The organism is Amycolatopsis antarctica (assembly GCF_002262875.1).
Taxonomy (GTDB): domain Bacteria; phylum Actinomycetota; class Actinomycetes; order Mycobacteriales; family Pseudonocardiaceae; genus Amycolatopsis; species Amycolatopsis antarctica.
Window position 1 is genome coordinate 282005 of sequence record NZ_NKYE01000006.1, and the last position, 18265, is coordinate 300269.

The 18265-nt window shown below is 71.6% G+C and carries 17 protein-coding genes; 2 read left to right on the plus strand and 15 right to left on the minus strand.

What is annotated here, in order from left to right; genetic code table 11:
* Positions 1 to 413 precede the first annotated feature (413 nt).
* Entirely contained in the window at positions 414 to 782 is a 369-nt protein-coding gene (locus CFN78_RS29770; RefSeq protein ID WP_240519418.1) for a hypothetical protein, read from the plus strand.
* A gap of 20 nt (positions 783 to 802) precedes the next feature.
* On the opposite strand, the gene CFN78_RS12465 is transcribed toward CFN78_RS29770, so the two are convergent.
* The 4 genes from CFN78_RS12465 to CFN78_RS12480 form a co-directional block, all read right to left on the minus strand.
* The gene (locus CFN78_RS12465) at positions 803 to 1993 is read right to left on the minus strand and encodes an aminoglycoside phosphotransferase/kinase family protein (RefSeq protein WP_094862890.1); all 1191 of its coding nucleotides are present in this window, start codon (positions 1991 to 1993) and stop codon (positions 803 to 805) included.
* 201 nt (positions 1994 to 2194) lie between these two features.
* Entirely contained in the window at positions 2195 to 3961 is a 1767-nt protein-coding gene (gene aspS / locus CFN78_RS12470; protein WP_094862891.1) for an aspartate--tRNA ligase, read from the minus strand.
* Between the two features lie 204 nt (positions 3962 to 4165).
* Complete coding sequence (locus tag CFN78_RS12475; RefSeq protein ID WP_094862892.1) at positions 4166 to 5233, minus strand: Rv2578c family radical SAM protein; 1068 nt, start codon at positions 5231 to 5233, stop codon at positions 4166 to 4168.
* 31 nt (positions 5234 to 5264) lie between these two features.
* Positions 5265 to 5750 carry a MarR family winged helix-turn-helix transcriptional regulator gene (locus CFN78_RS12480; protein ID WP_094862893.1) on the minus strand — a complete coding sequence of 162 codons (486 nt, stop codon included), beginning with the start codon at positions 5748 to 5750 and terminating at the stop codon, positions 5265 to 5267.
* A 78-nt stretch (positions 5751 to 5828) separates the two neighbouring features.
* Here CFN78_RS12480 and CFN78_RS12485 point away from each other — a divergent pair, with 78 nt between their 5' ends.
* Positions 5829 to 6701: an alpha/beta fold hydrolase gene (locus tag CFN78_RS12485; RefSeq protein ID WP_094862894.1), complete on the plus strand. Its 873-nt coding sequence runs from the start codon at positions 5829 to 5831 to the stop codon at positions 6699 to 6701.
* Positions 6702 to 6710: 9 nt separating this feature from the next.
* On the opposite strand, the gene CFN78_RS12490 is transcribed toward CFN78_RS12485, so the two are convergent.
* The 11 genes from CFN78_RS12490 to CFN78_RS12540 all read right to left on the minus strand — a co-directional run bounded on the left by CFN78_RS12490 (position 6711) and on the right by CFN78_RS12540 (position 18178).
* The gene (locus tag CFN78_RS12490) at positions 6711 to 7673 is read right to left on the minus strand and encodes a dihydrodipicolinate synthase family protein (protein WP_165777534.1); all 963 of its coding nucleotides are present in this window, start codon (positions 7671 to 7673) and stop codon (positions 6711 to 6713) included.
* A gap of 89 nt (positions 7674 to 7762) precedes the next feature.
* Entirely contained in the window at positions 7763 to 8515 is a 753-nt protein-coding gene (locus CFN78_RS12495; protein ID WP_094862895.1) for an amidohydrolase family protein, read from the minus strand.
* A complete protein-coding gene (locus CFN78_RS12500) occupies positions 8512 to 9393 on the minus strand; it encodes an amidohydrolase family protein (protein WP_094862896.1) in 882 nt (293 codons plus the stop codon). The genes CFN78_RS12495 and CFN78_RS12500 overlap by 4 nt, the downstream gene beginning before the upstream one ends.
* Positions 9390 to 10499 carry a mandelate racemase/muconate lactonizing enzyme family protein gene (locus tag CFN78_RS12505; protein ID WP_094862996.1) on the minus strand — a complete coding sequence of 370 codons (1110 nt, stop codon included), beginning with the start codon at positions 10497 to 10499 and terminating at the stop codon, positions 9390 to 9392. Before CFN78_RS12505 ends, CFN78_RS12500 begins: the two co-directional genes overlap by 4 nt.
* Positions 10496 to 11260: an amidohydrolase family protein gene (locus tag CFN78_RS12510; RefSeq protein ID WP_094862897.1), complete on the minus strand. Its 765-nt coding sequence runs from the start codon at positions 11258 to 11260 to the stop codon at positions 10496 to 10498. The genes CFN78_RS12505 and CFN78_RS12510 overlap by 4 nt, the downstream gene beginning before the upstream one ends.
* The gene (locus tag CFN78_RS12515; protein WP_240519427.1) at positions 11257 to 11979 is read right to left on the minus strand and encodes a creatininase family protein; all 723 of its coding nucleotides are present in this window, start codon (positions 11977 to 11979) and stop codon (positions 11257 to 11259) included. Before CFN78_RS12515 ends, CFN78_RS12510 begins: the two co-directional genes overlap by 4 nt.
* A gap of 2 nt (positions 11980 to 11981) precedes the next feature.
* Positions 11982 to 13040 (minus strand): Gfo/Idh/MocA family protein, encoded by a 1059-nt coding sequence (locus CFN78_RS12520; RefSeq protein ID WP_094862899.1) that lies wholly within the window; start codon positions 13038 to 13040, stop codon positions 11982 to 11984.
* Positions 13037 to 14653 carry a dipeptide ABC transporter ATP-binding protein gene (locus CFN78_RS12525; RefSeq protein ID WP_094862900.1) on the minus strand — a complete coding sequence of 539 codons (1617 nt, stop codon included), beginning with the start codon at positions 14651 to 14653 and terminating at the stop codon, positions 13037 to 13039. The genes CFN78_RS12520 and CFN78_RS12525 overlap by 4 nt, the downstream gene beginning before the upstream one ends.
* Positions 14650 to 15555, minus strand: a complete 906-nt coding sequence (locus CFN78_RS12530) for an ABC transporter permease (protein ID WP_094862901.1) — start codon at positions 15553 to 15555, stop codon at positions 14650 to 14652. The genes CFN78_RS12525 and CFN78_RS12530 overlap by 4 nt, the downstream gene beginning before the upstream one ends.
* Positions 15552 to 16538 (minus strand): ABC transporter permease, encoded by a 987-nt coding sequence (locus tag CFN78_RS12535; RefSeq protein WP_240519419.1) that lies wholly within the window; start codon positions 16536 to 16538, stop codon positions 15552 to 15554. Before CFN78_RS12535 ends, CFN78_RS12530 begins: the two co-directional genes overlap by 4 nt.
* Positions 16539 to 16591: 53 nt before the next feature.
* Positions 16592 to 18178 carry an ABC transporter substrate-binding protein gene (locus CFN78_RS12540; RefSeq protein ID WP_165777535.1) on the minus strand — a complete coding sequence of 529 codons (1587 nt, stop codon included), beginning with the start codon at positions 18176 to 18178 and terminating at the stop codon, positions 16592 to 16594.
* Between the last annotated feature and the right edge of the window lie 87 nt (positions 18179 to 18265).

Sequence of the window (18265 nt, forward strand, 5' to 3'; positions counted from 1 at the left end):
ACCGTGGCCGTACTCGCCGACATCCACGGCGTGCTGCCCGCGCTGCCTGCCGTGCCGGGCGAACCCGAGGTGGCCGCCGCCGGGCGGGTGGTGCTCGCCAGTGATGTCGCGGCGGGGCTCGCCGGTGATGTCGCGGCGGGCCCGCAACCCGCCGAAACCATGGACCTGCTGGAGTCGCTCGGCGACCGGGCGGTATGGGTGCGCGTCAGCGCCGACCGGGAACTGGCTTCGCCGGCTCGCGGTGACGGTGGCGGTCCCCATCCCATCGCCGCCCGGGCGGCGGGCAGGCTCGATCCGGGCCGGCTCGCCCGACTCGCTGCGCTGCCGCTGACGGCACGCCGGGAGATCGACGGGCTGGGTTCCGTGCTGCTCTGTCACACGACCCGGCGCGACCACGACGAGGAGTCACGCTCGTGGACAGCTCCCCCGCCCGTTGGGCGGACGTGCCGGTCGGCGTGCCGTCCGAAGTGGACACCGTGGTGTGCGGGCACACGCACATGCCGTTCGCCCGGCCGGCCGCAGGCTGGTGGTCAACCCGGGCGGCGTCGGCTTGGGCGTACGGATCAGCCGGGGCACACCGGGCCCTGCTCGGCGGCAGCACCGGTGCGGCGGTGCACCCGCGCCGCACGCTGTTCGACACCGAGACCACCGCACAGTCCATTGTGGATCCCAACGGATATCCGGGGGTCGTCCGCTGGGTGGACGACTCCGTCCGCGGCACCGTCTCCGACGTCGAGGCGCACGTGGTGTTCGCACCCCGCGACGGCCGCCGCCAGGCGTAACGGCACGGCCCGGACCGTCACTAACGGAACGCCGGGTACAGCGCGAGCCGAAGTCCCGGGCCGAACCGTTCGTCCACGGCGGCACCGACCTCCGCCGCGTGTCCGGCGAGGACGTCCGCACCGGCCCGCTCGGCCTGGCGAGCGAGTTCCTGCCAATAGGTGACCAGTGCCGCGGCCCGGCCCGACGCGCCTGCGGGCGCGCCCGGGCGCAGCCTGCGCAGGAGCTCCCAGGTGGTGATCCACACCCAGAGAAGCTGACCGTCCAGCAGGTACCGGGAGAGTTCGTCCTCCTCGGCCAGCACCGGCCAGATCGGCGTGACCTCCGACCGCCAGGCCGCGATCATCGCCTCGCTCATGCCCGCGGGCAGGGCCAGCGCATGCGGGCTGGAGGCGAACGGGACCCGCAGGTACGCCGCGTCCACCAGCGCGTTGCGCACCCGCCCGCGCTCGAAGTCCAGGAACCGGACGCCGTCGCCGGTCACCAGGTTGTTGTCCGGCCAGAGATCCACCGGGCTGAACGCACGGAAGGACATGGAGCGGGCGTCCTCGGCCGCCCGCTCGGCGCGACGGCCGACCTCCTCGGGAACGACGAGTCCCAGGGTGTCCTCGATCAGCGCCGGAAGCTGGGCACAGGCCAGCACCGGGGTGGTGTCCTCGCCGTGCACAGGGCCGCCAAGCCTGCGCAGCAGCGCGTTGAAATCGGCCTCGCGGCTGGCGGTTCCGGCGTGCAGCCTGCCGAGGGACCGGGCCCAGGACAGCAGGGCGCGCTCGGCGCCACGGGCGTCGCTACCGGCGAGCTTGTCCTGCAGGGTGGGCGCGCGGCCCAGGTCCTCGACCACCAGGACGCGGTGCTCGCCGTCGTGGGCGAGGAGTTCCGGGCACATCCGGTCCTCTTTCGCCAGCGCGGTGAAGAGCTGGTAACTGACCGCCTCCTGGGCGAACGGATCCGGGACGTCACCGCCGGGCGCCGCCGGGTAGTGCTTGATCACCAGCGTGCGGGGAAGAGCGAACGGCGAGGAGGCGATCCGGGCGCGGACCACGGTGGCCGGGCCACTTCCGGCGAGGTCCTCGGGTTCGATCAGCGGGATGGCGCTGCCGAAGCGATGCGCCAGAACGGCCTCGCCGGCAGCGACCGCGGCCTCGATCGCGAGGTACTCCGCACCACCTCCGACTGTCGTCGAGTCGTCGGCGGGCGAGGTATCCACTGTCATTGACTCCGACCCTACTAGTCCGTATGCGTCCACAACCCACCATGCCCGCATTCGCCTGCCCCGTCACCCCCGCGGGAACGGCCGCGGTGACCGGGCAGGCTCCGCATCCGCGGCGAGGGACACGGGCAGGCGGCTGCCGCACCTCGGCCCCTCGACGCCCGGAAGGGGTGCCGGGCCCGGGCGCGGAGGGTGACCGTCCGGCTACTTCGCGGGCGCGGGCTTCGCGTCGACGCCCGCCTCCTTACGCTGTTCGGCGGTGATCGGCGCCGGCGCGGCGGTCAGCGGGTCGTAGCCGCCGCCGGTCTTCGGGAAGGCGATCACGTCGCGCAGCGAGTCGGCACCGGCCAGCAGCATGACGATGCGGTCCCAGCCGAACGCGACGCCGCCGTGCGGGGGCGGGCCGAACTGGAACGCGTCGAGCAGGAAGCCGAACTTCTCCTGCGCCTCCTCCTCGCCGATACCCATCAGCTCGAACACGCGCTTCTGCACGTCCCCACGGTGGATACGGATCGACCCGCCGCCGATCTCGTTGCCGTTGCAGACGATGTCGTAGGCGTAGGCGAGCGCGTTGCCGGGGTCCTTCTCGAAGGAGTCGATCCACTCCGGCGTCGGGGAGGTGAAGGCGTGATGCAGCGCGGTCCACGAGCCGCTGCCCACGGCCACGTCGTCGGCATCCGCCGTGGCCTGGAACAGCGGGAAGTCCACCACCCAGACGAACGACCAGGCGTTCTCGTCGATCAGACCCAGACGGTGGCCGATCTCGACGCGGGCGGCACCGAGCAGCGCGCGGGCGTCGTTCGGCTTGCCCGCGGCGAAGAACACGCAGTCGCCGGGCTCGGCGCCCGCGGCGGCGGCCAGGCCCTCGCGCTCCGTCTCCGACAGGTTCTTGGCGACCGGGCCGCCGAGGGTGCCATCCTCGCCGACGAGGACGTAGGCCAGACCCTTGGCTCCACGCTGCTTTGCCCAGTCCTGCCAGGCGTCCAGGGTGCGGCGCGGCTGGTCGGCGCCGCCCTTCATCACCACGGAACCGACGTAGGGCGCCTGGAACACGCGGAACGGCGTGTCGGCGAAGTACTCGGTGTGCTCGGTGATCTCCAGGTCCAGGCGCAGGTCCGGCTTGTCCGAGCCGTAGCGGGCCATGGCCTCGGCGTAGGTGATGCGCCGGAACGGCTTCGGGATGTCGGCGCCGACGAGCTTCCACAGCGCCACCACGATGTCCTCGCCGAGGGCGATCACGTCGTCCTGCTCGACGAAGCTCATCTCGATGTCGAGCTGGGTGAACTCGGGCTGACGGTCGGCGCGGAAGTCCTCGTCCCGGTAGCAGCGGGCGATCTGGTAGTACCGCTCCAGTCCGCCGACCATCAGCAACTGCTTGAAAAGCTGCGGCGACTGCGGCAGGGCGTACCAGGAGCCGGGACGCAGGCGCGCCGGGATGACGAAGTCGCGGGCACCCTCGGGGGTGGAACGGGTCATGGTGGGCGTCTCGACCTCGACGAAGTCCTGCGCGTGCAGCACCTCGCGGGCGGCGCGGTTGACCTCGCTGCGCAGGCGCATCGCCTTGGCCGGGCCGCTGCGGCGCAAGTCGAGGTAGCGGTGCTTGAGGCGGACCTCCTCACCCACGTCGACCCGCTCGTCGATCGGGAACGGCAGTACGGCGGCCTCGGACAGCACCTCGAGCTCGGTCACGTACACCTCGACCGCACCGGTGTCGATCTCGGTGTTCTCGTTGCCCTCCGGGCGAGCCGAGACCTCACCGGTGACGCGCAGGCAGTACTCGGAGCGGAGCTGGTGGGCGCGCTCGGCCATCTCGCCCTCGCGGAAGACGATCTGGGCGACCCCGCTGGCGTCGCGCAGGTCGATGAAGATGACCCCGCCGTGATCACGGCGCCGCGCAACCCAGCCGGTGAGAGTGACGGTCTGTCCGGCGTGGTCGGCACGCAAGGTGCCGACGTTGTGGCTGCGAAGCACTGCTGCTGTTCTCCTCGGGAAGTGTGCGGGCTCGGCGGACGGTGAGACGTGGCGGCGCCGTCCGCTGGTACGCGGCATACGAACGCGTATCCGGACGCACACGCTGCCGACCACACACGTTAGCCAACGGCCCCGGGCAGGGCGCCACCAGGTTTCGCCGCGGACGGCCGGGCGGTGCGGCCCGCCCCGGCGGTCAGCCGCCGTTCACAGCAGGGACAGTTGCTCGGGCCGGGCGGGTTCGCTGTCCCCGCGTGCCCGCCGTGCGGCCGGCAGGACGCCCGCGGGCCATTGCCCGCCGCCGTCGCCGGGAACGCCGCGTTCCGCGGCGCCGGTGCGCGGTTCGAGACCGTGCCTGCGCACCAGCCGCGCGATCCGCTCGGACAGGAAACGGCGGTAGGGGGCGCAGGCATAGGTGCCGTCGCCGTAGATATCCCGGTACCGGCCGATCAGGCCCGGGTACTCGGCGGCCAGCCAGGACGCGAACCACTCGCGCGCGCCGGGTCGCAGGTGCAGCGGGAGCGCGGTCACGCCGGTCGCCCCCGCCTCGGCGACGGCGGCCAGCAGCGCGTCCAGCGCCTCCTCGGAGTCGGTGAGGCCCGGCAGGACCGGTGCGACGAAGACGCCGCAGGAGAGTCCGGCGTCGCGTGCCCGGCGGACGAGATCGAGACGGGCCCTGGGGCTGGGCGTGCCGGGCTCGAGCCTGCGCTGCAGGTCCCGGTCGAGCAGCGCGATCGAGACGCCGACCCCGATGCCCACCTCGGCGGCGGCGGAACGCAGCAGCGGCAGGTCGCGGGTCAGCACCGTGCCCTTCGTCAGGATCGAGAACCCCGTACCCGAACGGGCCAGCGCGCGGATGATCCCCGGCATCAGCCGGTACCTGCCCTCGGCTCGCTGGTACGGGTCGGTGTTGGTGCCCATCGCGACGTGCTCCCGCGCCCAGCCCGGTTTCGCCAGTTCGGTCGCGAGCACCTCGGCCACGTTGGTCTTCACCACCACCTGCGTGTCGAAGTCGCGGCCGGAGTCGAAGTCGAGATAGGTGTGGGTCCGCCGGGCGAAACAGTAGGTACACGCGTGTGAACAACCGCGGTACGGGTTCACCGTCCACCGGAAGGGCATCGCCGACCCGCCGACCTTGTTGAGCGCGGAACGGGCGCGGATCTCGTGGAAGGTGACGCCGTCGAACTCCGGCGAGGTCACCGACCGCACGAGCCCCGTCAGCCCGAGCAGCGCCTGCTCACCGGAGCGGTCGAGCCGCTGGCCGTCCCATCGCATCGCCCGAGTCGAACATACGTTCGATGCGAATTCAACCTCTGATCTCGCCCGGATCGGACGGATGTTCACCGTCCGCGTGGTCCCGGGCGACGTCCCGGACGGACAACAGGAAGCGCCGGACGGTGGCGATCCCGACGTCGTCGAGTTCGCCCGCGGCCGCGATGACGCCGTCGATCAGTGAGCCGAAGAACGCCTCCCCGAGCGCGATCGCGTTCTCGTCGACAGTCAACAGCACCCGCCTGCGATCGCCGGGATCCCGTTCCCGCCGGATGTGCCCGAGGCCTTCGAGTCGGTCCAGCAGCGCCGTCGTGGACGCCGAGCGAAGTCCGAGCTCGCGTCCGAGCCTGCCCGGCGTGGCGGGAACACCTGCGCGGCCCGCGTCCAGCAGCGCGATCAGGGCACGCAGGTCCGTGGCATGCAGCCCGTTGCGCGCAGCAAACCTCCCCGCGGCGAGGTCGAAGTCGACGGTCACCGCCCGCAGCAGGTGCACGAGTTCGAGTTGCCGCTCCCGCGCCATCAGTTGCCCTCCTCGCTGTATTATCTCGTTTATCGAGATTATCGATGAACGAGGTACTGTGTGAACAGGAGAGCCAGAATGCCTGCCACCCCATCCGCGGGCTTCGCCTCGCCCGACCGGGAGTCCGCGTTTCGGGCGGCCTACGAACGTGTGCTGTCCCGGTGGGGGGTGACGGTGGAACGAGCCGATCTGCGCTCGGAGTTCGGCACCACCCGAGTCAACACCTGCGGACCTGCCGACGCCCCTCCCCTGCTGCTCCTGCACGGCGGAGGCGCGACCTCCACCGTGTGGCACGCCAACGCCGCGGCACTCGCCGCCCGGCACCGGGTCTACGCCGTGGACCAGCTCGGGGACGCCGGACTCGGCAAGGCCGACGGCCGTCCGATCGCGCACCGCGCGGACCTGGCGCATTGGCTCGAATCCGTGCTCGACGGCCTCGGCGTGGCGTCCGCCGCGTTCGCCGGGCACTCACACGGAGCGTGGACCGCCCTGATGTACGCACTCGCCGAACCGAATCGCGTCGACCGGCTGGTCCTGCTCGACCCGACGCGCTGTTTCGCCGGATTCGCCGCCCGCTACCTCCTGCACGCCGTTCCGGTGCTCGCCCGGCCGACGCCGGCGCGGTTCGCCGCGTTCCTCCGCTGGGAGACCCGTGGTGCCGCATTGCCCGCCGACTGGGTACACCTCGCGACCCTCGCCGCCACGGAGTTCCGGCGCGGCCCGGTGGTGGCTGCCAAACGTCCTGGCGTGGCCGCGCTGCGCGGGCTGGCCATGCCGACCACGGTGGTCGTCGCCGGGCACAGCCGGTGCCACGATGCCGACCGGGTCGCCGCGGTCGCGGCCGGGCTGTCATCCGTGCGCGTCGAGACCGTCGCCGGCGTGTCCCATCACGAACTCCCGGCCGGTCACGCCACCGAGGTGAACCGCCTGATCCTGGACGCGCTCGCCTGATCCCGGCGTTCAGTCGAGCGCGGGGAGAAGGTCCGCGAACTCGGCGAGGAAGCGGTCGACCATCCGCACCTCCTCCGCGTCGAGCCGATGGCACGGTTCGCGGCAGCAGGCGCTGGCGAACAGTCCCCGCCGCACGGACACCAGCTTCTCGGCGGCGACGATCAGTTCGGTGTCGAGCATCCAGTACGAGATGAAGGGCAGCAGCCTGCGGTGCAGTTCCTCGCCACCTTCGTCGTCACCGGCGGCGAACCGGCGCCACAGCTCGACGTAGATCTCGGTGAACGAGCACCCGGGCTGGGTACCGACGGCACCCCGGCGCACCGCGTCCGGGAGCTGCACCCCGGCGTACCCCTCGACCGCGGGCAGCGGCGGCTCGGCCGCGGCCAGCTCGGCGATCAACGCCCCCGGCGGGCTCGACTCCACCTTGATCAGCGCGAGGTTCGGATGCTCGGCCGCGATCACCCTGATCGTGGCCCCGTCGAGGCTGGTGCCCGTCTCCGCCGGGGCGTACTGGAGTACCACCGGCGTCGGGGCGATCGCCGCGAGGACGGCGCGCACGTGCGCAACCACCGCCCGCCGGGTCGGTGCGAGGAAATGCGGGGGGAGCAGGTTGATCATGTCCGCACCGGCCGCGACCGCCGCCCGGGCACGGCTCACCGCCAGCCGGGTGGCGTGATCCTGGACGGCGACGATGGCCGCCACGTCCTCGCGCGGCCCCGTCTCGGCGAGCAGCACCCCGGTGAGTTCGGTGCGCTCCCGCTCGTCCAGCTTGTGGAACTCCGAAGCGAAACCGGGGAACATCACGCTGGTGACGCCGGTGGCGAGCACGTACCGGACCACACGGCGGAATCCGGCCACATCCACGGCACCGTCCTCGGTGAACGGGACCTCGAGCACCGGGGACACCCCGCGCACGGCGGGCACGGGAGGCCCGCCCGGACGAGCGGTGGCCAACGTTCTGACGGCGGTCATACGATCACCCTTTCGCTGCCGGAGGACACGCTGGCTCGGACGGCCAGGTGCGGGAGAACGTGCCCGGGCGACCGCCCGGCGCGAGCGGATCAGGGCGGAGCGGCCCTCAGCAGGCCCAGTACGGTTCCGCCGAGTACCGCGGCGCGTGGCCCGTCGCCGATCGGCCAGTCGAGCACTCTGCGCAACTCCGCCGCCGGCACCGTGTACGGCGCGTCGGTGCTGAAGAAGACCCGGCCCGTGCCGATCTCCGGGTCCCTTGCGAACTCCGCCAGCACGGTGTCCCAGGGCGCGTAGCAGGTGTCGGCGTAGAGGTTGCGCGCGTACCGCAGCGCCGGAGCGGCGTCGATCCAGAAGTCGGTGGCGCCGCTGCGACCCATCAGGAAGGCGATGTCCGGCCAGCGCCGGGCCAGCGAGGCGAGCGGCAGCGGCAGTGCGGACGGCGGGGTGCCGGTGCGCACGTACACCGGCCAGCCGTGCGCGGACGCGAAGCGCAGCAACGGATCCACCAGGCCGTCGAGCAGATCGAAACCCTGCAGCACCGGGTCGACGGCGAGCGCGACCGCCCCGTCGGCACGCGCCCGTTCCAGCGAGGCCAGCGCGTCCGCACCGCGCCACGGGCTGGCCACCGCGTACGGGAGCAGCCTGCCGTCCGAACCGGACGCGGCCGCGGCGGTGCGGGCATTGCCCTCGTCGTTGGCGTAGGCGGTGCAACGCTCGTCCGGGGCGACCAGCGCCCTGTCTATCCCCAGTTCGTCCATTGTGGACATCAGGGTCGCGGTGCCCAGTGCGGTCTCCCGCCCGGTGCCCAGCCGGACGTGCGCGTCCACCACCTGGCCGGTCATGCGGGCACCGGAAGGCTCAGCCCGAGAGCGCCCAGCGCGTCGGCGTGAATGATGCGCTCGATGTCCTCGCCGGGCACTCTCGGCAGTTTGGTGCCCTCCAGCATGTCGTTCACCGAACGCAGTCCGGCGATCGCCTCGCCGGTGTTGGCGATCGGGAAATCGCTGCCCAGCAGCAACTTGTGCGTGCATCCCCATTCCACCGCGGCCAGCAGCGACTGGTAGCAGACCCAGGGGCGCAGGTAGATCGAGGACACGTCCGCGTAGACGTGCGGGTGCTTGCGAATGGTCACCACCGTCTCGGTCCCCCACGGATGCCCCATGTGCGCCATCACGATCCGCAGTTCCGGGAAGCGCAACGCCACCTCGTCGGTCACCAGCGGGTAGGTGTAGCGCAGCGGTGCGTGCCGCATCGGCGAAGCACCCTGGTGGAACAGGATCGGCAACCCCTCGCGTTCGCAGTAGGCGTAGAAGTCCAGCGCCCGCGCGCACAACGGATCGAAGTCCTGGTAGTTCGGTCCCAGCTTGACGCCGACGAGCCCGAGGTCCCGGCATCGCTCGGTTTCCGCCATGACGTCGTCCCAGAGCGGGTTCACCGACAGGAAACCGATCCGCCGGGAGGGCGCCGCCGCCACGAACTCGGCCGTCGCGTCGTTGGTGCGCTCCGGCAGGTAGGGCAGGCCGGTCATCGGTTCCGGGTCGTCCACGGCGATGTTGAACGCGATCGTCACGTCGGCGTCCCGCATGGCCTCGTCGAAGTCCGCCCACGAGTTCGCCGTCGCCACCGGCCGGTCGGTACGCCAGTTCTGGTAGACCCGCCGCTCGGATTCGGGCACCGCGGCGACATGGGTCGGGGTGTGCGCGTGCACGTCGACGATCACCGGAACCGCCTCCTCAGGTCGTCTCTCGGCCGTACCCCCAGGCCCGGTCCGGCATCCAGCCGGGCCCGGACACCGTTGCTGTCCAAGGGTTTCTCCAGCACGTCCTCCAGGTAGTAGTGGGCGCCGATGATGTCCGAGGGCAGTACCTCGCTCAGTCCGGGAATCGCGCAGGCGGCGTGCACCTGGGCGGCGGCGCCGAGCCCGAGTTCGCCGTTCGAGCCGAGCAGCACGTCCAGACCGAACGCCTGTGCCAGCGCCGCCATCTCCACCACCCGGCCGGGTCCGCCCGCCTTCCCGACGTACAGACTCACCACGTCGGCGGCCTCGGCGCGGATCACCCGCACCAGGTCGGCGACACCGAACACGGACTCGTCGGCGACGACCGGCAGCCCCGCAGAGCGCAACTCCCGCATCCCGTCCAGATCCCCCGGTGCCAGCGGCTGCTCGACGAAGGACACCGTGCCGTCCAGTTCCCGCACCGCCTCCCGGGCGGCCGGGCGTGCCCATCCCCCGTTGGCGTCCATCCCGAGAAACGCCGCGGGACCGGCCAGTGAACGCGCGTGCCGCACCCGTCCCAGATCGGCGGCCACCCCGTCCGGCAGGCCGACCTTGACCTTGAACGCGCCGAACCCGGCGGCCACCGCGGCCGCGTACGCCCGCTCCAGCCGGTCCCCGTCCCCGGACAGTGACAGCTTGATCGGCACCTCCTCGCGGTACGGGCCACCCAGTGCCACCGTCAGTGGCACCCCCAGCGTCCGCGCGTGCGCGTCCCACAGGGCCGTCGACACACCCGCCTTGGTGAACGGGTTCCCGGCCAGCGCCAGGTCCATCGCCGACTCCAGCGCGCCCACCGGTGCCAGTGGCCTGCCCAGCAGCACCGGTGCCAGCACCCGGGACACGAAATGCCGGGCGCTGACCGCGTCCTCACCGCTCCACAACGGTGTCGCGCTGACCTCGCCGAAGCCCTCGGCGCCGTCGGTCGTGGTGATCCGGACCAGCAGGAAGTCGGACCGGTCGTGCGGTCCCTTCGCGCCGTGGACCACCAGGTCCGGCCGCGCGGGAAGGCTCACCGCCAGGGTGTGCACGGCGGCCACCTGCGCGATCACCGCAACCACCCCCCGAGCAGCCGGCGCGGCGCGGTCTCCAGCAGCGCCTCGCGCCGGACGGCGGACACGCCCCAGCCGTCGACCTCGGCGACCCGCGCGACCGCGTAGTCCTGGCTCGCGCGGTCGGAGAGGCCGGCGTCGGTGCCGAACAGCACCTTGTCCTCGGGCGCCTGTTCGAGGATGTACCGGGCTGCGTACGGCGGCGTCCCGCACAGGCACAGATACAGATTGTCCGTCTCCAGCGTCACAGCCAGCGCCTCACGCCAGCAGTCGTGCAGCCCACCGTGGCCGAGCACCACCGGCAGCCGCGGGTGCCGCCGGGCGAGCGCGGCGATCTGCGCGGGCGTCGAGTACGGCGGCGTCCCGTCGTGGCAAAGAAGGATCCCGCCCGCCGCGACGACCTCCTCACAGATCGGGTCCAGTGACCGTTCGTGCAGGCTGAAACCCTGGAGCCACGGGTGCAGCTTCAGCCCGCCGAGGCCCAGTTCGGTCATGCAGCGCCGCACCTCCCCGGCCGCGCCGGCGTGCCGGGGATTCACCGTGCAGTAGCCGATCATCCGGCCCGGTGCCGCGGCGACGAACTCTGCCAGCTCGTCGTTCGCCCTCGGCTCTGCGTGGAACAGCCCGTCGTGGGACAGGACGACGGCTGCCTCGATGCCCGCGCCGTCCATGAACTCCAGGAACTCGGCCGGGCCGAACTCGGCACCGCCGAGCCAGGTTCCGGTGCGCCAGGCGGGGGTGTGCGTGTGAAAGTCGATCACGGCAGCCTCGCCAGCCGGACCAGCCGGTCGGCGAGTGCGTGCACGCACTCCTCCAGCCAGCGTGCTCCCCGCTCCGCCGTCGCGGCCGCCGGTTCGTCGGTGTATCCGTCGATCCGCAGCCATGCCTTCGGGTCGTGCATGTCGCAACCCTCCACTGTGGACTCTTCGGGCAGTGGTGGCCGCGGGGACCGATCCGCGACCAGCTCCGGCGCCGTCGCCAGCATCATCGCCGTCTCGAACTCGCCCGCGTGCCCGGGAACCGGTGCCCCCGCGGGAGCGAGCAGTTCCCAGTAGTGCACGACGGTCACGGTCAGACCGTGCCGGGACGACACCGCCGACGCCGCCGCGTGGCACACACCCCGGTTGCCCCCGTGCCCGTTGACCAGAACCAGCCTGCGTCCCGCCGACTCGACCACCGAGCGGGCCAGATCCGACACCACGGCCAGCGCGGTGGGCACCGAGAGCGAAAGCGTCCCGCCGAACGGAAGATGGTGGTCCGAAGCGCCGAACGGCAGCACCGGTGCCAGCACCAGGTCGCGGTCGGCCCGGTCCGCCGCCCGTCCGGCGGCCCGCTCGGCGACCGTGCCCGCGAGCACCGTGTCGGTCCCGGTGCCGAGGTGCGGGCCGTGCTGCTCGATCGCGCCCATCGGCAGGATCACCAGCCCGTCCGGCAGCACCTCGCGCAACCGGGCCCTGGTGCTGTCCTGCCATCGCAGCATCGTCACGGCGTCCTCCCGCGGGCTCCCGGACGGCCTGCGCCCGTGTACTTCCGCGCGGGCGACACGGTGCCCTCTCCCCGGGCCCCCTCCTCGGCGATACCGGCGACCCGCTCGCTCAGCTCCAGCGCGCCGAGCCCGTCGTCCAGATCGGGCTCCGGAGCCTCGCGTACCCCGGTGACCAACTCGACGAACCGGGTGAGCTGCCGGTCGAAACAGCGTGTCGCCCGGTCCGGTTCGAAGTCCACCCGCTCGACACCGTCCGCCGTGTGCAACTCCATCGCGAAGGTCCTCCCGTCCAGCAGCACGTGCCCCCGGTCGCCGAGGAAGCTCAGCTCACACCGCGGCAGCGCACCGGTGAGCCAGCCGAACTCCACCAGCGCCACCGCACCCCGCGGGTAGCGCAGTCGGGCGCCGCACTGGTTCGGCGCCGCCAGGTCTCGCCGGGTCCGCAGGGACCACCCGTCCTCCACCGACAGCGGCGGGCCACCGAGCAGGAACGCGAGCCAGTCGAAGACGTGCGCGCCCTCGTGCAGCACCGGCATCCCGTGCGCCAGGGTGGTTTCGATCCGGCGGGTGTGCTCCGGCAGCGCCGCGTCCCGCCGTTCGTCGTGGATGTGCGCGCGGACCAGCAGCGGCTCCCCCAGCACGCCGTCGGCTATCCACTCGCGCAGCAGTTCCAGTGCCGGATCGTGCCGGTAGGTGAGGCCGACCTGCACGCGGCGCCGGTGCGCCGGGGGCAGGTCGCGCAACACCGAGGCGGCCCGGGTCGAAGTGGCGACCGGCTTCTCGGCGAGCACGAAACGCCCGGTGCCGGTCACCGTCGCGATGAGCTCCGAGGTGACCCACGGCGGCGTCGCCAGCACCACTCCGTGCACGGTGCGGTCGTCCAGCAGCGCCGCGAGGTCCGCGTACGCCGGTCCGTTCGCCGCGGCCAGCGCCCGGCGATCCGGATCGGGGTCGACCAGCCCGGCCACCCGTACCGCCGGATTGCGCAACAACGCGGGCAGGTGGGCGTGCAGGCCGATGTCGCCCAGCCCGGCCAGCGCCAGCGCAGCCGTCATGACGCCGGCTTCCCGCGACCGGGTGCCGCCGGGATGTCCAGGGACGGGATCGCCGCGATCAGCGAGCGCGTGTACTCGTGCTCCGGCGCGTCGAAGATCCGCTCCCGCGAACCCATCTCGACGATGCGCCCCCCGTGCATCACCGCCAGGCGTGGTGCCATGTACCGGACCACCGCCAGATCGTGCGAGACGAACAGGTAGGTGAGCCCCAGCCGCGCCTGCAACTCCGCCAGCAGGTCCAGGATCTGCGCCTGGATCACCACGTCGACCGCCGAGACCGCCTCGTCCAGCACCAGGAACGAGGGCCGCAGCACGATGGCCCTGGCGATGTTCACCCGCTGGCACTGTCCGCCGGACAGCTCACGCGGATACCGGCCCGCCAGCCCCGCGGGCAGGCCGACCTGATCCAGCGCCTCGGCCACCCGTGCCCGCCGGGCGGCCCTGCCGAGCCGCTCGTGCACCACCAGCGGAACGCCGACGATCTGCTCCACGGTCTTGCGGCGGTTGAGCGAGCCGATCGGATCCTGCAGCACCACCTGCATGTCCCGGCGGGACCGCCGTAGTTCCCTGGCGCCGAGACCGGCGAGCTCGGTGCCGCCGTAGCGCACCGAACCCGAGGTCGGGGTGTCCAGCCCGAGCAGAAGCTGACTCAGCGTGGACTTTCCCGAACCGGACTCCCCCACCAGGCCGACCGTCTCGCCCCGGTGGATCCGCAGGGACACACCGTCGACGGCACGGACGTCGCCGTCGAAGCAGCGAACCAGATCGGCCGCCTCGACCAGCACCGGCCGGTCCGGCACGTCCCGCGCGGGTTGTCCCGCCGGTTCCGCGTCCAGCGTCACCACCGCGTCGAGGAGCTGCCGGGTGTAGTCGTCGCCCGGTACGGACAGCACCTCCCGCAACGGCCCGGCCTCCACCACCCGGCCCTCCCGCATCACGTGGATCCGGGTGCAGAAGGCGGCGGCGACCGCGAGATCGTGGGTGATGAACAGGACCGCCATGCCGCGCTCCTCGGCGAGCCGGTCCAGCAGTGCCAGGATGCGCGCCTGTGTCGTGACGTCCAGCGCGGTCGTCGGCTCGTCGGCGATCAGCACCTCGGGCTCACAGGAGATCGCCATCGCGATCATCACCCGCTGCCGCATGCCGCCGGAGAACTCGTGCGGGTAGGCCCGGAATCGTCGGTCCGCGGCCGGAACGCCCACCTCCTCCAGCAGACCGATCGCGTGTGCCCGCGCCTCGGCGAACGACAGGTCCCGGTGCGCCCGGATCGCCTCGACGAGCTGGTTGCCGATCGTGCGCACCGGATTGAGGCAGGACAACGGATCCTGGTAGATCATCGCCACCCGGTCGCCGCGCACGCGTTCCAGTTCCGGCTCCGCCGCGGAGGTCAGATCGGTGCCGCCGAGTTCCACGCGACCACCGCTGATCACCGTCGCCGGCGGATTGAGCCGCAGCACAGACAGCGCCACCATCGTCTTGCCGCTGCCCGATTCGCCCACCAGGGCCGCCCGTTCCCCCCGGCCCAGGGTCAGGCTGACGCCGTGCACCAGCGAGGTCCCGGACCGCAGGGCGACCCGCAGATCGGTCAGCCGCAACACCGCCTCCCCGGTCATCCGCCACTCCGGTGCAAAACGCGCTGCAACTGATCGCCGACGGTGTTCAGCGCGCCGATGGCGGCCACGATCACCAGTACCGGCATCAGCGGGTACCAGAGGGACTCGAACAGGCGGTCGTAGCCGACTTTGAGCAGGGTGCCCCACGAGGCGTCCGGTGGTTGCACGCCCAGGCCCACGAAGCTCAGCGTGGCCTCCAGCATCAGCGAGGTGGCGACGTTCAGCGAGGCCTGCGCCAGCAGCGCGGGCAGCGCGTTGGGCAGCACCTCGGAGAACAACACCCGGATCCGTGGCATCCCGACGGCACGGAGTCCGTGCACGTACTCGGACTTCAGTTCGGCCAGCACGGCCGAGCGCGCGATACGCGCCGTCAGCGGCGACATCAGCAGCCCGGCCACCACGGTCATCGCCACCAGGTCGGAACCGAAGGCCGCGACGAACACGAGCGCGAACAGGATGATCGGGATCGCCAGTGCCGCCTCGGCGATCCGCATCAACACCTCGTCCAGCCAGCCTGGCGAGGCGGCGGCGATCATGCCCCAGGCCGTACCGAGCACCATCGCGATCACCGTCGCGCCGGCCGCGAAACCCAGCGAGAGCTGCCCCGCGTGCGCCACCCGGGAGAACAGGTCGCGGCCCAGCTCGTCGGTACCGAACAAGTGCCCGAACGACGGGTCCGCGAACTTGTTCCCCGCGTGGATCTCCGTCGGGGACGGCAGCACGAACGGGGCGAGGACCGCGAGAAGCACCAGCAGACCCACGATCGCCAATGCGGCCACGGCGGCCGGGCGGCGGAGGAATCGCCGCGATAGTCCCGGTCCGTCCTGCCCGTCCGCCCGCGGTGCGCCGGGTTCCGGGGGGTCACCGAGCGGCGAGACCGCGCCGGGGTCGACGGCGGTCATTCCGGCACCCGGGCCGGTTCGGCGCGGCCGCCGACCCGCAGGCGCGGGTCGAGCACCCCGTACAGCAGGTCGACGAACAGGTTCACCAGCACGAAAACGGCGGCCAGTAGCAACACGGTGCTCTGGATGACGGCGTAGTCACGTTTGTAGACCGAGTCGACGATCAGCGAGCCGAGTCCCGGCCAGCGGAACACGTACTCGACCACCACGGCCCCGGACAGCACGGCACCGACCGTGATCCCCAGCGAGGTAAGCGCGGGCAGCATCGCGTTCGGCAGGACGTGCCGGACGACCACCAGCCTGCGCCGGATGCCCTTCCCGGTGGCGGTGCGGACATGCTGCGACTGCTCCACCTCGGCCAGCGAGGCACGCAGGTAACGGATCAGCGGCGCGGACAGGCAGATGCCGAGCGTCAGCGCCGGCATGAGCAACGTTCGCAGGTTCGCCGCCAGGTCCTCCGAGGGCGCCACGTAACCCTCGTTCGGCAGGAGGTCGAGCTGCACGGTGAAGATCGCGATCAGGACGATGCCGAAGACGAACGGCGGGGAGGCCATCCCCAGCGTCGTGTAGCCGCCCACGATCCGGCCGAGCCACCGGCCGCGAATCACCGTCGGCAGCACGGCCAGCACGACGGCGAACAGCACCGCGAGCAGCAGGCCCGCCACCGACAACTCCAGGGTCGGCACCAGCCGCTGCCCGATCAGGACCTCGACGTCGAACTGGCTGAAGTACGAGCGACCGAGATCGCCGCCGAAGATGCCGGTGACCCACGCCCAGTACTGGACGGGAATCGGATCGTCGAGGCCGAGTTCCCGCCGGAGCGCGGCCAGCGCACTCGGGTCGATGTTCTGCGCGGCGCCGACCCGCGCGATCGTCGGGTCGCCGGGCAGCAGCCGCAGCACCACGAAGATGAGCACGGACACCAGCACCAGCATCAGGACACTGGCGCCCAGCCTGCGAAGCACGTACCTACCCACGAACACCCCCGATCCACCTCGCCGCCCGGTCATCGCACCACCGTCCGCGCAGGCCTCGATCAGGCCGCGAAACCCGCCTCCTCGAGGTGCAGGGTGCCCTCGGACTGCACCCACAGCCCGCGGATGTCCGGCTGCGCCACCGAGAGGAACGCCGCGCTGCCGACCACGACGATCGGGTTCTCCCGGTTCAGCACCTCCTGGGCGGTCGCGAAGGCCTCGTCGCGGACCGGGCCGGGCCCGGTCGACTCGATCGTCGCGATCGCCTCGTCGTACTCCGGCGGAGCCGCCCAGTTGCATTCGCAGGTGCCCTTGTCCGCGGCGAACCAGGACAGCGCATAGCTGTCCGGCAACGGAGTGAACGACACGTAGTTCGCGACGATCATGTTGCCGAACTGCTTGCCCTTCGGATAGAAGCGCGTCGACCAGGTGCTCACCTCGTTGCCCTGGATGTCGAGGTTGATCCCGATCTTCTTCAGGTCCTCCTGCAGGATCTGCCCGGCCGTCGTCCACTCCGGGTAGTTGCCCGCCACGGTCCAGAAGGTGAGCGTGCTGCCCTCGGTCACCCCGGCCTCGGCGAAGAGCTGCTTCGCCTTGTCCAGGTTGTACTCCTGCGCGGGCAGCGTGGTGTTGTAGTGCGGGTTCCCCGGATTGACCGCGACGTTGCCCGGCGTCGCCTGCCCGTAGCCCGCATAGGCGGCGTCCATGATGGACTGCCGGTTCGCCGCGTACGACAAGGCTTCGCGCGCCTTCGGGTTGTCGAACGGCGCGCTCGTGGTGTCCAGTTCCCACACGACGTAACTCGCCGGTTCCGCCGCCGTCAGGAGCTGCCTACCGTCTGCGGCGAGGTTGCCCACGGAGTCCGGCGCGACGCTCCACAGCACGTCCACGTCACCGGAGCGCATCGCCGTCTGCGCGGCGGTCGCGTCCGCGTACCGGACGATCTTCAGCCCGTCCAGTTTCGGCCGTTCGCCCCAGTAGGCGTCGTTGCGGGCCAGCTCGACCGTCTGGTCGGGGACGAACGAGGTCAGCCGGTAGGGCCCGGTGCCGTTGCCGTTCGCGTCCACCGAGGCGATGTCGTCGACATCGCTCATCTTGACGTCGATGATCGAGCTGGGTAGCTGGGGATTCGGTGTGTCCAGATCGAAGACCAGCGTCCGCTCGTCCGGGGCGGTGACCTCACGGACCATGTCGATCTTGGTGGCCACCTGAGCCGGGACGTTCGGGTCGCGGACCCGGTCGAAGTTCTTCTTCGCCTCGGCGGCGGTGAACGGTTTTCCGTTGTGGTACTTGACTCCCGCGCGCAGCGTGAACGTCCATTGCCGGAAGTCCGGTGAGTTCGCCCAGTTCTCGGCCAGGTCGGGCTGCGCGGTGTTGTCCGGCGCCCATTTGGTGAGCCCGTTCCACAACAACGTCTGCAACTGGGTCTGTGCGCCACTGGCGATGGTGTTCGGATCGAGCTGGGAGACGCCCGCGGTCTGCCCGTAGACGAGCGTTCCGCCCTCCTTGACCGGGCCGTCACCGCTGGAGGCCGAGGCCTCCACCTCAGGGCCCGCGCTGTCCTCGCCGTCTCCCCCGCACGCGGCGGTGACCGTGATCAGTGCGATCGCGATGCTCAGGGCCCCCAGGCCACGTCGCCGTGCTCCCACGTCTACCTCCTCCGGGCCGTGCGCGGACGACCACGGGCGGACCCGGGCCCACGCCAACGGCAGGTGACGCGATCGATTCACACCTCA